Consider the following 15,029-nt stretch of genomic DNA (forward strand, 5'->3'; position numbering starts at 1 on the left):
GTTTATTTTCCTTTTAGTTGAAGTAGCCCGCCTTTAATTAGGTTTGCTACAACAAAATGTAGGTCATTAATTGTTTCATCAGATAACACATGTCCGGCATCAAGTTGTTCGACATATTCATCAGCTCGCTGCAAAAGCGTAAATAAATCTTTTCCTGTATTTGGGTGGCGATAGCAATAAACATCTTCCTTGTGTGCTCCATAGTGACTGATACGTAATGGCTCTTCTGCATCTGGATACCAGTCATCAATAGTGGCTATTGCTGCTCCTGTTTTATAGCAACCGAGTATAGGGCTTTTCTCTCCATCTACTTCAGTTTTTTGGTAAATGCGATTTTTTTCGCCTTGGACGAACTCCTTGAACACTTGACTAGGATAAATAGGAGCGTTTTTGCCTAAACGAATTGTGGCGCTGACTTCGAAAATACAGAGTCCATTTGGTTGGGAAAAAGCGTCAGTGATTAACTTGATTAAAGCCTCCCAGTCTTTATGATCCCTGAACTTATTAATATCAGTATAGTTTCTTCGTATGTCATTGAATGAGATAATGGCTTCCTCGTCTTCCCATGGCCAAGGTTTTATGCTGATTGATGTAGAGTATGTGTGCTCGTTATTTCTCCAAAGCCATCTACCATTACAAATATTTTCGAGGAATCGGGTGGCTAGTTCCTCCCAACCAACTTTTTGCTCGTAGAGCTTAATTAAGTGAACAAGGGTTCGTTTTACTTCTGGATCGGAACATTTAAATGGTTTACGAAGACTTGAGGCAAATGAAACAGAAAATTCGCACTCAATACTCTCTGCACCGTAAGGCACACAACAATAGTCGACTTCGTGTGGGTTACCATGGGCTAAAGAATATTCGGTGACATCCTTATTAATTTCATCATCGTTTTTATATGCAGATGATGTACCTTCTTTCCTACCTAGTGCTGTTCGGCTGGAGTATGGGAGTGGTGTTCTCTTGCCGTCAGACCAGTTAACAAGAAATACGATATCAGAAGGATCGATAGATCTCATATAAGACAAGCTATTAGGAAGTTTCATCGGATATACTCCTAGGAAGTAAAATTGGGCCTTGCTTCGAATAGTGATATTTCCAAAAGTATTGGTCGGGAATTGTATGTTCACTAATTGCGAATAATTTCATGACACCAAGTATGGTTTCGGCGAAAGCGTGTTTATAGCTGCGAAGTGAGTAACGTTTTTCACTAGGAAGTTCTAACAGGTGATATCCAATGCAGTTGACTGTTTGCATTCGGTTTTCTTTCAATTCATCAATGATGTCTTGAATACTATTTAATACTGCTTCGTGATTCAGGCTGAGCCACCTGCCGGTATCAACTGGTATTGTTTTGATTGCTTCAGCTAAACTTAAACTCCTTCCCAAGCGGTCAATGGCTGAAATTGCGACCGTTACCTTTCCTCTGGCTAGTCTTCTAGGTAATAGGCGCATGAAATCACATGGTACTAGCGGAGAGTAATTGCTGCATTGAAGAATAAGACTTGCGTTAAGGTCAGATTGCCAATCATCTCGCGTTGCAGGAGCCTTAATTTCATCTTTGGTATTGAGAGCCCACTCTCTTGTTAATCCCCGGTTTTCTACGTGTAAGTTATGAATGCATACGGCAAAACTTTCTATTTTAACGTTGGGAATTACTGTTTGTAGATTTCTCTCAAAAGCGTGCACGAATCCATAAAATGCCGTCATAGAAGGTAACCCAATACTCACAGAAGTGTTCATGGCAGATGCGCCAGAGATTTTAAGATTCGGCAACAGTAAGTAATTTTCTTCGATTCCCTCAGGCTTTGGGACCTCTTGAGGCGGTGATTGAATGATTGAACCTATAGAGTTGTAGATTAACTGAGTTAACAGGGGATCATAAGCATAGCGACTTGCGAACTTTGTTTTCGCTAAATCGGCATTGAAGCGTTCAGTCAATTCTTTCCTATTTGAATATTCCCGTTCGCTAATTGTACTTAACCATTGAGTAAGCATTAGTCGAATGTTTTCTATGATTGATTTTCTTTTTTTGCTAGTTGATTTGGTGAAATTATCCAATGGGTAGATTCTGTATATTCTCGTAGTGCCTTTACCGATTTTTTCGTGAGCCATTGTTCTGTATCAGTTAAATGATGGTGTTTGTATTTTTCTATCGGAGGTAAAGAATGAAGCATTCTGAAGTTACCACCACAACTCATAGCCAGCGTTCCCATGTTTGTTGCTCGACTGAACCGCGTGATTGAAGAAAATCGGTAGTGTTCTTTCAGTGTCTCATAACAATTATTTTGTATTGATTGGGATGCCACAGGTGACAATGAAATATATGAATTATCATTATCCGGAAGAGATATCTGTGTCAGGTAGTTTCGTGCTAGCGGTGTGCTAATATCATGTGGAGGAATAAGTGCCAGTTTTCTAGAAATTTCTTTGGACGTTTTTACGTAACACCCGAGTTTTTTCAATATATTCCACAGAGGATGTTCAATATCAGTAAGTAGTTCTCCTAAGAAGTGAACACGGTTATGCCAGATAAACTCGCTGGTTAAAAATGAGGATTTATTAACCTGACTTGAATCATTAGCATAAGCCCAATTACATCTTGCTAACTTACTTGAAGAGAGCATAAAAGGTGGTATATCACCCATAGGGATAGCTCGGATGATTCCACTTGCTCTGATGTTGGGGAACTTGGGATTATGACTTTGACGATATTTAACGGTCTTTAAACAGCTTAGCCACCATTTTTCATCTCTGAGCTTTTCTTTACATTTACTTCGGTCAAGCAGATCTTTTTGTTCAATGACCTTATCTGTCAGGTTTACTAGTATGGTTAATGCTTCGGCAGGGGAGTCCGATATATCCACAGGAGGAGAAAGCGGTCGAAATGCTCTGCGTAAGTCTCGGTTGAGATTGTCCGTTTTGCTTTTTAGTATTTCTGCCAGTGTCCTCATTTACCACCTTGATACATAGAAATAGCGATTAAACTCATCGGTCTGACATTCTGAAAGCCAAAGACAATAAATATCACCGAAATAAAAGACATAATCTGTGTCGATTAAGATTTCCCGACTTTTAGGGTGTCGAGTTGGGATAAGAATCCGCTGTTTAACCATCGACGCTACCTGTTCTTTAGAACAGTTCAGTACGATACATATGTCGGACGTATTCAGTCTCAGATTTGCTAGCCTTCCGTCATTATCCCACAAGTGTGCTTCTAAATATTGAAAGAGCTCTTTCAAGATAATATTAGAGCGAAAGTTTCGGTCAGGAAGTTTAATCGAACTAAATAGTATTTTGCCCAGAACATCTTTTATTCGTAATTCGGCTTGACTAACGACGGCATATTCAAAGCCGGATTCGATTTCAGTTTCAATCATGTCGTGGAAGGAGTTTGGCCATTGTTCCCAAAAAGTCATAAATTTTTCAGAGTCACTGGTTTGAGTTGCCTCGAACATTTGAGACCACCAATGAATTAGCCCCCATCGGTAACTCTGGGGAATAATTGGCAACGGAGCTACATCGAATCCGGATAACCAAGACGCGATTTTTACGCCACTTGAATCATCACTAACTGGAGTCGAAGTAACGACTTCACCACACTCAGGACAGATTCCGGACAAACCCGCGTTACGATAATCATAAATTGCCCCACAGATACAGTGACTCGCTAATTTAACATTATGTTCGTGGCAATAATCGTAGCCTGAGAAATGCCATCGGTAATTCGCATATCCTTTTTCATTCAGACAAATTGGACAGCATGGAACTGAGTCTTTAAGTAAAAGTGAGCGTGGAATAACTTCGGCATTACGTATCAGGGCTGTCGTTGATGGCGAGAACTTCATTTGGTTTCTATTCAATGCCATACCCAATAAATTGGCTGGTTCGTTGAATGTCATATGGCTGAGCTCAAGGAGAGCATTTGTTCGTGAAATAGAATGATTTTTAGATGAGTACGGGTTGATTTTACAGATGTTAGTTGGAAATGTTTGGAACTGCCTAGGGTTTTTGTCTATCAGGAAACGCTTGAGTGCTTCTAAAAATCGTTGGATATCATCGTAGCCATTTTTGTTGGCTACACGGATAAAAAAGCTCTCAAGGCTTTCATCTGGATAAGGTTTAGGGCGTTGTAGGAGCATTAGATATATTGATTTACGGTGTTTTATTAACTGTAGTTCATAAAATAGTTGATGAAGGTTATATTTTTGAAAATTTGCTATATATCACAGTGGGTTAGCATGGACTTTAGCTATTAAGAAGTTCTGCGGTATAACAGTGCTCCTGTAATTAAGACAAATTTTCAAAACGGTACAATTGACTTTCTTTTATTTTTTCAATTAAATCAAATACTTCGTTATACAGTGCTATTAATAAATACGTTAACCGAAGTGTCTTTTTTAGCGCAAGATTATTTTTATATTTTTGGACATACAATTGATATGCATTTTCAAAAACTCTGGTTTGAGGCTTCACTAACTCTTTGCAAAATATAAGAAAATCACTCAATGTTTCTTTTTCATCTATACTTGTCGTTTTCTCAAATAGATCCCAACTATCCAGGCGTCCATGGGTGTACAGTTCACTAATAGCATTACTTTCTTCAGTTTTTATGATTGTAATCCAATCATTGAGCAATGAAGTGTCTTTATATTCTTCATAAATTATTCGAGCTTCTGTGCCAATTAAGGCTAGCCGAGAGAGCTCTGAGCTAACGTCTGAATATCTAAAGTAGTTCTGTCTAAGCATCGGTGTTTTTGTCAGAGGTTGTCATAAATGCATTATGGGGATTATAATCCTCAAAATGCATTGTTCAATATATTCTTCAGTTTGGAGAGGTATTGTACTAACTGTAGCTACTTAATGGGTTGATATGAAAGTTAATTTAGTTAGGAGCTGATATGTTTTATATCGGTGTTAGTCATTATTACGCGACGGGTGAAGGTGTCACGATTTATGTTGCTAGCGGTAGCAAAGACTCAATTCGGGCAGTCATTCCAGAGTATTTTCATCAAGGTCTCACTCTTTTAACTCCTTCTGAGTGGCTAAAGGCAGCCTCAGGAGAATGTGAAGATAAATACCATCAATCTGATGCGGAAGTTCTTAAGACCTATTTACCTATGCTGTGGAAGCAAATTGAGGAAAGAGCCTTAGAAAGAGGATGTCACCTGGATATTTTCATGAAGCTCCATTTTAACTATTCTTAATACGAATTAGAGGATTTCAATGAAGATTTTATATTTCGACATACTTAGTTTGTTCTATTCGAATGAATATTTTCACCGTAATGCAAGGGTACACGCCAAGTATAAAGAATGGTTCAATACTCGAACAAAGGCTCTTTTAGAAATGGTAGAACCGGATTCTCAAGCTATCGACAAGCTAAGAAGTGCAGCCTTAGAAGCAGGCCTACTACTTTACCCTTTGGGAACTTGTTATGACCGAGCATATCTTATTGAACATGGTGTATTTTCTAGCGATGAATTAGCACCGGAGACAGAGTTGCCCTTCAGGATGCAAATGTACGACAACAACCCAGTGCGTAGGATGATAGCTCACTCATATGGATTGAATGCTCAATGGTATGTTTGCGGAGAAATCGGTTCTGAGGAACTATTACAACCCTATCCAGAACGTTACTTACGTTCAGAGTTTGGAAAGGGCGTCACTTGTCAACTCATCTCTAAAATACGCGACTTAAGATCAGCAGACTATTAAATTTAACTTACGGGGCCGTGTGTCGATGTTTTTGAGAAAGAGACGAACTGTAGAGCAGATTTTAGCTTCCTCTGGAAGCGGAAATGCTGCTGATGATTTCCCTTCTCTTGAAAGACTAAGATTGTACGAACAATGGAAATCAGGAACTGCGCAAAAGATACTTGATGGGGTTTTATCGTACCAAGAACAGCGCTTGCTGGTAGAGCTACAAGAAGTTAAACAAGCGATTTATCATTCATCTAAAAGAAAATGGATATCGTTTTCGGTAAAAGTAGCAGCTATTTTTGCTGTAAACGTTGTTGTATATATATCAACGTTTACATAGAAGAAGCAGAGCACCTCCTAGTTCAATCTAACATACTTAATCGTTTAATATTTGTGATACCGAATTCCATTTTCTGTCTTGCCGATGAATTAGCACTATGAACGCGGATTAAAGGTGGTTGAAAGCCTTGAGTTGCAACCGCCTCTTCAATCCACAGGATCACGTCATAGCCCGTTCCATGTTCATCGTCTCCAAGATCATGATCGAGACCAATTTCAGTAACGATACCTTGCTTAAGTAAGTTAATGACTTCCTCGGGCCAGTAAACTCTATGCCATCCTTCTGGAGTTTGCCGTTCATCATCGAGGTAGACTTTCATTTTAGCTCCTTATTTTATGGCGTATTTGCTAAGATAAATTTGAATTTAGTACTTTTATAACAACCAGTTAGATTGATACACCATTAACTATCATAATTTCGATGAGCCATGAGTTACGTAGCAGTTTATAACGACTTAAAACAGTATTTGCACAAATAATCGCAGCCAACAACGTACCTCAATCGTCGATATTTGACATAAGAGAGTCTCAACATGAGTCGTTATGCAGGGTCCGTGGTGAAGAGCACACTGGTTATACTTTTGAATATGATGATTACTATAATGGTCCGTCCTTGTCGATAAGCCTCCCTGTGATTAAGAAAAATGAGGAACATTCTCTCGAAGCTTTGCTCCGGAAAGGGGGAACGCATTTCTCAAAGTATCAAAAGATTGATGAAAGAGATGCATTTCAAATGTTATGTAATAACGGCAATGACATGAGCGAGGCAGTTATATTTGAGCTAATGTGTACGAGAGGGCGGATAATTGAGGGAATCCTTGCTCATAGAGCACTAATGGTGATTACATAAGTTATTAATTAATTATCTGGCTCTCTGCTCTGGGGAAAAGTGCCTTACTACTTGATCCCTAAACGTTTAGCTAAACGGTGTAGGTTTCCACTATCCATTTCTAATTGACGAGCTGCTGCTGCCCAATTGCCTTGATTAAGATCGAGAGCTTGTAGAATGAGTTTTTTCTGGTATCTATCCGTTGCTTCTTTAAGTCCGACATTTGGTTGATTAATCGACGAAATATCTGGTGTGTTCGTTCCATGTGAAATTGCAGACGGTGACGTATAGATATCAAAGTCTGCTACCATCAGTTCGATGTCCACTGAGTGTGCGCGTGCTTTGGACAATACACCTGCACGTTTGATCATATGCTCCAGTTCTCGTACGTTCCCTGGCCACGAGTATTTTTTTAATGCTTGAATAAGATCTGATGAAAAGCGGATGCTACTTAGTCCCAATTTGCTTCGTAGCTGTTCTGCGAAGAAACCTGCTAATAATATTACGTCCTCCTCACGTTCACGCAGTGGAGGAACACGAATCGGGAAGACGCTTAAACGATGATATAAATCGGCTCTAAAACGTCCTGCTGTCACTTCTTCATGTAAAACTCGGTTGGTGGCTGCCACAATACGAGTATTAACACGAATGTGCCGATCATCCCCGACGCGCTGAATGTCCCCATACTGCAAAGCTCGCAACAGCTTTGCTTGTAATTCAAGTGACAGCTCACCAATCTCATCTAAAAATAAAGTACCACCGTCGGCCTGCTCGAATTTACCTTTGCGATTACTGATCGCTCCAGTGAACGCTCCTTTTATATGCCCAAACAATTCACTTTCTGCTACAGATTCAGGTAACGCTGCACAATTTAGGTAGACCAATGTTTTATCTGCGCGATTAGAACGATGATGAATAGCGTTGGCGACCAACTCTTTCCCTACTCCAGTTTCGCCCATGACTAATACGGACAGTTCAGTGTCAGCGACCGCATTAATTTGTTGTTGCAATGACTTCATTTCTGGTGACTCACCAATAATGTCGTCATTCAATGTACGTTTTTCAGTATACGATTCTCTCGGCAAGCTAGTTTGTGTTTCCAATTGTTCGAGAAGCAATGCGGTATGAAGCCCGCCAGCGGCCAACGCACTGATAAAACGTAGCTCATGATTTAGAAGTGAATCAAACTGGAAGGGATCAAAAGCATCAATGGTGATAGCGCCGATGAGATAATCGTCTATTAATAACGGTAACCCGATGCATGAATGGATGTGCAATTTGTCTTCATGATTAGGGATCAAGCCGTCGTAGGGGTCGGGCAAGTTACTATCCGATGGAAAACGTACAATATCACCCGCGCGGGCAATCGCTTCTAATCTTGGATGTTCATTGATAGAGAAACGGCGGCCCAATACTTCTTTTGCTAAACCGTTGATGGCTAGCGGTTTAAAGTGCTGATCTTCGTAAAGAAGCAGGGCAGAAGAATCGCACTTTAAGACTTCTCGTATTGTGGTGAGCAAGGTGTCAAAACGAGCTTGTCGAGTAAGAGCTGAATTCAGATCTTGTGTAATGTGAAGCCATTGGGCGATTAGTGTAGTCATATTGAATATCCACAACTGTCAATATGACAATTATAATGTCTTAATGACAGCTGTCAACAATGTCATAAAGACATCGTTTGTGTGACGAGTTTGTGGTAAATGTTTGATAAATAACAATATGTGTTTTTGGCATGCCTTGTGCAATAACTAATGTATCAGAGATAAATTAATTTAAATCCACGTTAAGGTAGTGACAATGACAATTCATGTTAAAAACAATATTCACTGGGTAGGTCAACGCGATTGGGAAGTGCAAGATTTTCATGGTACAGAATACAAAATGACTAAAGGTACCAGCTACAACAGTTACCTCATTCGAGAAGAAAAAACGGTATTGATTGATACTGTTGATCATCGATTCAGCCATCAGTTTCTTCAAAACCTTGAGATGGAAATTGATCTTAAGTCCATTGATTTTATCGTTGTGAACCATGCGGAAGAAGATCACTCAGGCGCTTTATCCGCATTAATGGAGAAAATTCCTAACACCCCCATATATTGTACCGAAGCCGCGATAGATTCAATTGTTGGACATCACCATCATCCTGAGTGGAAATTCAAAACGGTAAAAACAGGTGACAGCATTGATATTGGTAACGGAAAACAGCTCGTTTTTGTTGAAGCGCCAATGCTTCACTGGCCTGACAGTATGATGACTTATCTGACGGGTGATGCGGTGTTATTTAGTAATGATGCATTCGGCCAACATTATTGCGATGAACGATTATTCAATGATGAAGTCGATCAAAATGAGTTGATGGAGCAATGCTTACGTTACTATTCCAATATCTTAACGCCATTCAGCAGCCTAGTAACGGCAAAGATTAAAGAGGTGCTCAGTTTTAATCTGCCTGTCGATTTGATTGCTACATCACATGGTATTGTGTGGAGAGATAATCCTGCTCAAATTATTGAGCAATATTTAGAGTGGGCGGATAATTATCAAGAAGATCGCATTACGATTTTCTACGACTCGATGTCAAATAATACTCGAATGATGGCGGATGCGATTGCACAGGGCATTCATGATGTTGATTCTGGCGTTGCCGTTAAGGTTTTCAACGTCTCTAAGCATGATAAGAATGAAATTCTCGCTAACGTATTCCGCTCCAAAGGGATTTTGGTCGGGTCCTCAACCATGAACAACGTCATGATGCCAAAAATTGCAGGAATGCTAGAGGAAATTACAGGTCTTCGTTTTAAAGCGAAAAAAGCGGCCGCCTTTGGTAGCTACGGTTGGAATGGTGGCGCGGTTGATCGTATACATGCGCGGTTAACCGATGCAGGATTCGAAACTGCAATCAGCTTGAAAACCAAATGGCGACCAGACGGAAAAGCGATGCGCGAATGTCGTGAACATGGTCAGGCTATTGCTAAATTATGGGCCAACAACTTGCTATTAAGACCTATTGAACTCCGTTCGCAAGCTTTAGAGCAAACACCACAAGTGAATCCGCGAAAAGTCGAAGAAGTTCAGCTTGGTGTCCAACAGGAGCCGCCACATCCTGAAGGGTGTCAGTGCATGATATGTACTGTGTGTAACTGGGTATATGATCCTTCAAAAGGTGAGCCAAACCAAGGCATTGAGCCTGGAACAGTATGGTCTGACATACCCGATTACTTCTTATGTCCAGAATGTCACTTAGGCAAAGATGTCTTTGTTGAATATAAAGCGTAAGGAGGCAGTATGCAGACACCTATAGTGATTATTGGTAGTGGTTTTGCTGCTTACCAGTTAATTAAAACAGTGCGTCGTATGGACGCACATATTCCAATTCAGGTCTTTACTGCTGAAGATGGTGCCGAATACAACAAACCAGATTTGAGTCATGTCTTTAGTAGAAAACAAACCGCCTCGGATTTAGTTGTCAAATCTGGCGACGTGTTTGCTAAAGAACATAACATCGAGTTGTTTGCAAACACCAAGGTTGAAAAGGTGGATGTTTACACGCAGCAGGTGACAGCAAATGGGCAAGTTTACCCCTATGGAAAGCTGGTGTTTGCTACGGGAGCAAAAGCATTCGTACCACCAATGAATGGTGATGGAGTAAGAGACGTATTGACGTTGAACTCGCTACAAGAGTACCAGGCGGCTGAGACGCATATTAGCCGAGCAAAACGGGTTTTGATAATCGGTGGTGGGTTAATTGGTGTTGAAATTGCTATGGATCTTGCAACCAGTGGTAAAAACGTAACCGTTATCGAGCCAAATACTCGCTTATTGGCAAACTTAATTCCTGAGTTCATTGCTTTGCCAATAGAAAGACAGCTTAAGCAGCAAGGCGTTCAGCTGGCGTTAGAAACTAGCGTAGTAGCAGTAGACCGTTCAGAAAGTGGATCAACGGCAACATTAAGCTCTGGGCGCACAGTTGAAACCGATATCGTGATATCAGCGGCTGGCTTATGTGCCAATACACAGTTGGCTAAAGAAGCGGCTATTAGGGTTAACAAAGGGATTGTCGTTGATAGTCGCTTGCAGACTTCAACTCACAATGTCTTTGCGTTGGGAGATTGCGTAGAAATCCAAGAGCGAATGATGCCATACCTACAACCCATTGTTTTAAGCGCCAACGTACTAGGCAAACAACTATTGGGGCAAGACGCCGAGCTGGTGTTACCTCCTATGATGGTTAAGGTCAAAACACCTAGTTACCCAATCCAACTCGCGGGGACCGTAAACGGTGTTGAGAATTGGGAGGTGAGTATATCTGCTCCTGGTATTGTGGCGAAAGCGACAGATGATAACGGCCATCTCGTTGGTTTTGTCGTTACAAGCGAACAAGTCACGCAGGCATTCCCACTGCTTCGCGAATTGTCAAAACTATCTGGTCAATAGAAACATCGAATTTCAATAAAAGTTAAACAAAGAGGGTATTATGTCGCACCTACGTATTCCAAAAGAGTGGACGATTCAACGCTCAACACCATTTTTCACAAATGATAACGTGCCGCAAGCGCTACTATCTCACCATAACACAGCGGAAGGAGTGTTCGGTCAATTGTGTGTGATGGAGGGGCAAGTGACTTATTATGGTTTTGCCGATGCGAATTCCACAGAACCTGAAGTGGTTGTTGTCATTAATGCGGGTCAATTTGCGACAAGTCCACCGGAATATTGGCATCGTATTGAGTTGAGTGATGATGCCCAATTCAATATTAATTTTTGGTCCAATTCAACTAAAACCAATCAGCCAATGTATCATTCATAGCCTAAATAGTTTTATCTATATATCTTGGGGCAACATTTGTTGCCTCAAATGTTAATAAAATACCTATGGTTAGTCCTAAAAATAAGGAAAGTCGATGCGTTCACTATTTATTCGTATGCGGTTTGTGCATTGGTTAGGTGTTATTATTCTTTTAATGAATGCATTATTTCTTACTGAAAATATGATTTCTCAGATACTTCAAAGCATCGTTGTTATTTTTTTAATTATACACGATATAGATGAAAAAATTTGGGGCGTTGATTCTCTAAAGAATGTAACCATGTATATGAAAAACTTTGAAAGAAAAGATTTATCAATACCTTGCAACGTTAACAGCCAATATAACAGTGAAATTACTAATGTATTGAATGTAATCAACACATTCAGACGCAATGTGAAGCTGGCGCTTGAAGAAATTCAGCAACAAGCGATGGCATCAGATGAGATTTCTGCGCAATTGAAATACAAATCGACAAATATCTCAGATCGAATTTTAAGACAGAATGCCAGTGTTAGTTCACTAAATGAACAGCTTGAAAAGCTTGATAACACTTCAATCGCTCTTAAAGTGAAGGCTGAAGAAACCCAGATGCAAGTAAAGAGCACACACGCGAAGCTTGAGCATTCTGTTGGGATGATGGACAACCTTGTCCAAGGTCTCGATCAATATTTAGAAAGTAACCACCAGTTACAGAAGAGCTTCAATCAGCTTTCCGCGCAAACACTATCGATAGAAAATGTCGTTTCAGTTATTGCAAAATTAGCGGACCAAACGAATTTGCTAGCATTGAATGCTGCAATTGAAGCGGCTCGTGCTGGAAATCAAGGTCGAGGTTTTGCAGTTGTAGCAGATGAAGTCAGAAGATTGGCGCAATCAACGCAAGAGAGCTTGCATGAAATTAACTCGATAGTTTCTGATATATCAACGACTGTAAAAATGGCTGGATCGCAAATGTCGTCGCAAACTTCGACGATAACTCTTCTATCTGAAAATACGATTAAAAGCCAAACTGAAATTCGCATCGCCAATGAAAGCATTGGATCTGTACTGTCATTTATTGAACATAATGAAAGCGAACAAGAAGTTAACATTCATACGGTAAGTCAACTAGTTGGTGAAGCAAATGCTAAAGTTGATGAGTTGAAACATTTGTCTAGTTCGAACGCTATTGACTGTGAGGCCCTTATAAAACAGGGTATTAATTTAACAAAGGTAACAGAAAATGTTGTTGAAAAACTGAGTATGTTCAAAACTGCTTGAGTGAATTTGGTTGGTTGTAAACTATTAAAATCAACCAACCTTTTCATAGGAAATAAATCTATTAATCGTTTAGTTTATTGTTTAAGTTGTACAAGAATTCGATTAGATCTGACTGTGTGACCATCCCGACTAACTGGTTATGATCATTTGTAATCGGAATATGGTGAAATCCTGAGGTTAAATAAGGAATAAGACGAGCAACATGTTGATCTTTATGCATAGAAATCGGATTTCTTTTCATATATTGGTCAATAGTCTTAGACGTTTTTTTCTTCGCTAAGAGGTATAAACCTACAAACGAATTTATTTTTCTTTTTTCAACATAAAGTAAAAAATCGACTAATGAAAAAATACCTACAATTTCTTTATCGGAGTTTATAATAGGAATTGCACTAAATTTATTTTTTTGAAGTATGTTGAGACCTTTGTAGACTGAATCATTTTCTGTGAGTGCCAGAATGTTTTCTGTCATTACATGTTTGCAGGTCAGTTTTTGGCTTTTGTGCTCTAAAGCGAGCAGGTGGGTTTGTTTAAAAATTTCGTCGAGTGTTTTTTCATCAATGTCTAACCATTCCTTTCTCGTTTCCAAAACTTCATGTAATTCATCAAAGTAGAGTGATGACTTTTCATGCGCAGACTTTGAGTTCATTGATGGTTTTTCAGTTGTGTTCGAAGATCTCATAGTGATCCACCTACGATACGCAATACCAGATAAGGCTAGAGGAAGCACGTTCAATAAAACGGGATCGAGTAAGAAGTAGACATCTGGTTGAGATGTATTACTCAGCACAGGGATAAGAGCAGTTGCTACGCCGGGTGGATGAACACACTTTAGTACAATCATAATGATAATTGTGCTGGTGATTGTCAGTGTGATCAACACTATGATGTCATCGAATATCGCAGACAATGCGATGCCTATCAATGCCGCCATTAAATGTCCACCGACTAAAGGCCATGTTTTCCCCATTGGGCTGCTAGGAACCACAAATATGATTGTCACAGAAGCTCCTATAGATGCAATCAATAGAGGGGTTGTGTGGGTGGTATGTCCATAGTTTGCAAATGCCGCGATGATGGCTGATGTAAGAAGTACAGGTATTGCAATGTATGAAAGGCTGAGTAAGCGGTCAAGATGTGACATAAAAATTGATGTAAAAGTTTAAAATAAAATTCTATGTGATTAGCAATTGTTAATAAAGCGTTTAAAATTATCTTTTTATAATATAAGTTAAGATAAATTGTTTAATAGTTATATTGTATTATTTGATTTTAAAAGTAATTTATATTATGGGTAATTCCAAAACTGGAATGTTACTTTTCATTATTGTGATAATCATTTGGTGGTAAATTTAATCAATTAATATTGTACAACTAATCGATTGAATTTTTTCAAAGTATAATAAGAAATTATTAAAGAGGGTAATAGACATGAACATGAATGACACTACGCTGTGTGAGATCATAAAAAACATTCCTGGGTCAATCAATGTATTGAAATCTTATGATATCAATGTATATACGAATCTAAGAAAAACATTAAATGAACTTTTAGTCGTTGAGGATGCCATTAAATATTCTGATATGATTGATAAATTAAATGATTTGAGTAGAGATAATAAAGAGCTTCTTAAATTTTGTGATATACCTCATCAAGAATTAATCAAGCATATAATTACTAATTTTCACATAAAACACCGAGATCAGTTGAATCAAGCGATAGAGTTAGCAAAACGCGTTGAAATCACACATTATGAGCATCCTAAATGTCCTATTGGATTGAGTGATTTCTTGGAGGCTATTGCTAATGAACTATATAGCCATATGGAAAAAGAAGAACAAATATTGTTTCCAATGATCAGCCAAGGAATTTATCCTGATGGTCCAATCTTCGTTATGGAGCAAGAGCATGATGACCATATTCAGGCATTGAGTTCTTTGATGGTTTTGGTTAATCACTTAGAACTTCACGAAGATGCCTGTCAATCATGGAAAAAATTATATTTATTATTAGAACAATTTGAAAGTGACATCCTTACACATATTGCTCTAGAGAATAACATTTTATTCAAACATTAGTGTATGGT

At 39.1% G+C, this 15,029-nt stretch carries 16 protein-coding genes; 8 read left to right on the forward strand and 8 right to left on the reverse strand.

The window, feature by feature from the left end; genetic code table 11:
* Positions 1-2: 2 nt before the first annotated feature.
* The 5 genes from csy3 to P4S58_RS22205 form a co-directional block, all read right to left on the reverse strand.
* The gene (gene csy3 / locus P4S58_RS22185) at positions 3-1,046 is read right to left on the reverse strand and encodes a type I-F CRISPR-associated protein Csy3 (protein WP_337165789.1); all 1,044 of its coding nucleotides are present in this window, start codon (positions 1,044-1,046) and stop codon (positions 3-5) included.
* Positions 1,033-2,061, reverse strand: coding sequence for a type I-F CRISPR-associated protein Csy2 (locus P4S58_RS22190; RefSeq protein ID WP_337165790.1), 1,029 nt, complete (start codon positions 2,059-2,061; stop codon positions 1,033-1,035). Before P4S58_RS22190 ends, csy3 begins: the two co-directional genes overlap by 14 nt.
* Positions 2,013-2,954 carry a hypothetical protein gene (locus P4S58_RS22195; protein WP_337165791.1) on the reverse strand — a complete coding sequence of 314 codons (942 nt, stop codon included), beginning with the start codon at positions 2,952-2,954 and terminating at the stop codon, positions 2,013-2,015. The genes P4S58_RS22190 and P4S58_RS22195 overlap by 49 nt, the downstream gene beginning before the upstream one ends.
* The gene (locus tag P4S58_RS22200; protein ID WP_337165792.1) at positions 2,955-4,142 is read right to left on the reverse strand and encodes a TniQ family protein; all 1,188 of its coding nucleotides are present in this window, start codon (positions 4,140-4,142) and stop codon (positions 2,955-2,957) included.
* 148 nt (positions 4,143-4,290) lie between these two features.
* A complete protein-coding gene (locus tag P4S58_RS22205) occupies positions 4,291-4,749 on the reverse strand; it encodes a hypothetical protein (protein ID WP_237292091.1) in 459 nt (152 codons plus the stop codon).
* A gap of 152 nt (positions 4,750-4,901) precedes the next feature.
* Between P4S58_RS22205 and P4S58_RS22210 the strand changes: the two genes are divergently transcribed.
* Genes P4S58_RS22210 through P4S58_RS22220 form a run of 3 tightly spaced genes read left to right on the forward strand, consistent with a single transcriptional unit; the run spans position 4,902 to position 6,043 of the window.
* The gene (locus P4S58_RS22210) at positions 4,902-5,207 is read left to right on the forward strand and encodes a hypothetical protein (RefSeq protein WP_237292090.1); all 306 of its coding nucleotides are present in this window, start codon (positions 4,902-4,904) and stop codon (positions 5,205-5,207) included.
* A 19-nt stretch (positions 5,208-5,226) separates the two neighbouring features.
* A complete protein-coding gene (locus P4S58_RS22215) occupies positions 5,227-5,718 on the forward strand; it encodes a hypothetical protein (protein ID WP_237292089.1) in 492 nt (163 codons plus the stop codon).
* A gap of 25 nt (positions 5,719-5,743) precedes the next feature.
* Positions 5,744-6,043 (forward strand): hypothetical protein, encoded by a 300-nt coding sequence (locus P4S58_RS22220; protein WP_237292088.1) that lies wholly within the window; start codon positions 5,744-5,746, stop codon positions 6,041-6,043.
* 22 nt (positions 6,044-6,065) lie between these two features.
* Here the strand turns inward: P4S58_RS22220 and P4S58_RS22225 are convergent, their stop codons facing one another.
* Both P4S58_RS22225 and norR read right to left on the reverse strand, forming a co-directional pair.
* Complete coding sequence (locus tag P4S58_RS22225; protein ID WP_237292087.1) at positions 6,066-6,362, reverse strand: cyclic-phosphate processing receiver domain-containing protein; 297 nt, start codon at positions 6,360-6,362, stop codon at positions 6,066-6,068.
* Between the two features lie 577 nt (positions 6,363-6,939).
* Complete coding sequence (gene norR, locus P4S58_RS22230) at positions 6,940-8,472, reverse strand: nitric oxide reductase transcriptional regulator NorR (protein WP_102968638.1); 1,533 nt, start codon at positions 8,470-8,472, stop codon at positions 6,940-6,942.
* A 196-nt stretch (positions 8,473-8,668) separates the two neighbouring features.
* On the opposite strand from norR, the gene norV reads away from it, so the two are divergent.
* The 4 genes from norV to P4S58_RS22250 all read left to right on the forward strand — a co-directional run bounded on the left by norV (position 8,669) and on the right by P4S58_RS22250 (position 12,942).
* Positions 8,669-10,150 (forward strand): anaerobic nitric oxide reductase flavorubredoxin, encoded by a 1,482-nt coding sequence (norV, locus tag P4S58_RS22235; protein ID WP_237292086.1) that lies wholly within the window; start codon positions 8,669-8,671, stop codon positions 10,148-10,150.
* A 9-nt stretch (positions 10,151-10,159) separates the two neighbouring features.
* The gene (gene norW, locus P4S58_RS22240; RefSeq protein WP_237292085.1) at positions 10,160-11,308 is read left to right on the forward strand and encodes an NADH:flavorubredoxin reductase NorW; all 1,149 of its coding nucleotides are present in this window, start codon (positions 10,160-10,162) and stop codon (positions 11,306-11,308) included.
* Between the two features lie 40 nt (positions 11,309-11,348).
* Positions 11,349-11,681: a DUF1971 domain-containing protein gene (locus tag P4S58_RS22245; protein ID WP_102968635.1), complete on the forward strand. Its 333-nt coding sequence runs from the start codon at positions 11,349-11,351 to the stop codon at positions 11,679-11,681.
* Positions 11,682-11,775: 94 nt separating this feature from the next.
* On the forward strand, positions 11,776-12,942 hold the full coding sequence (locus P4S58_RS22250) for a methyl-accepting chemotaxis protein (protein WP_102968634.1): 1,167 nt from the start codon (positions 11,776-11,778) through the stop codon (positions 12,940-12,942).
* Between the two features lie 61 nt (positions 12,943-13,003).
* Here P4S58_RS22250 and P4S58_RS22255 read toward each other — a convergent pair whose 3' ends face one another.
* Complete coding sequence (locus P4S58_RS22255; RefSeq protein ID WP_337165796.1) at positions 13,004-14,086, reverse strand: HPP family protein; 1,083 nt, start codon at positions 14,084-14,086, stop codon at positions 13,004-13,006.
* Positions 14,087-14,373: 287 nt separating this feature from the next.
* Between P4S58_RS22255 and P4S58_RS22260 the strand changes: the two genes are divergently transcribed.
* Complete coding sequence (locus P4S58_RS22260; RefSeq protein ID WP_237292083.1) at positions 14,374-15,021, forward strand: hemerythrin domain-containing protein; 648 nt, start codon at positions 14,374-14,376, stop codon at positions 15,019-15,021.
* The last annotated feature ends 8 nt before the right edge of the window (positions 15,022-15,029 follow it).

Source organism: Vibrio sp. Hal054 (genome assembly GCF_037162405.1).
Taxonomy (GTDB): domain Bacteria; phylum Pseudomonadota; class Gammaproteobacteria; order Enterobacterales; family Vibrionaceae; genus Vibrio; species Vibrio diazotrophicus.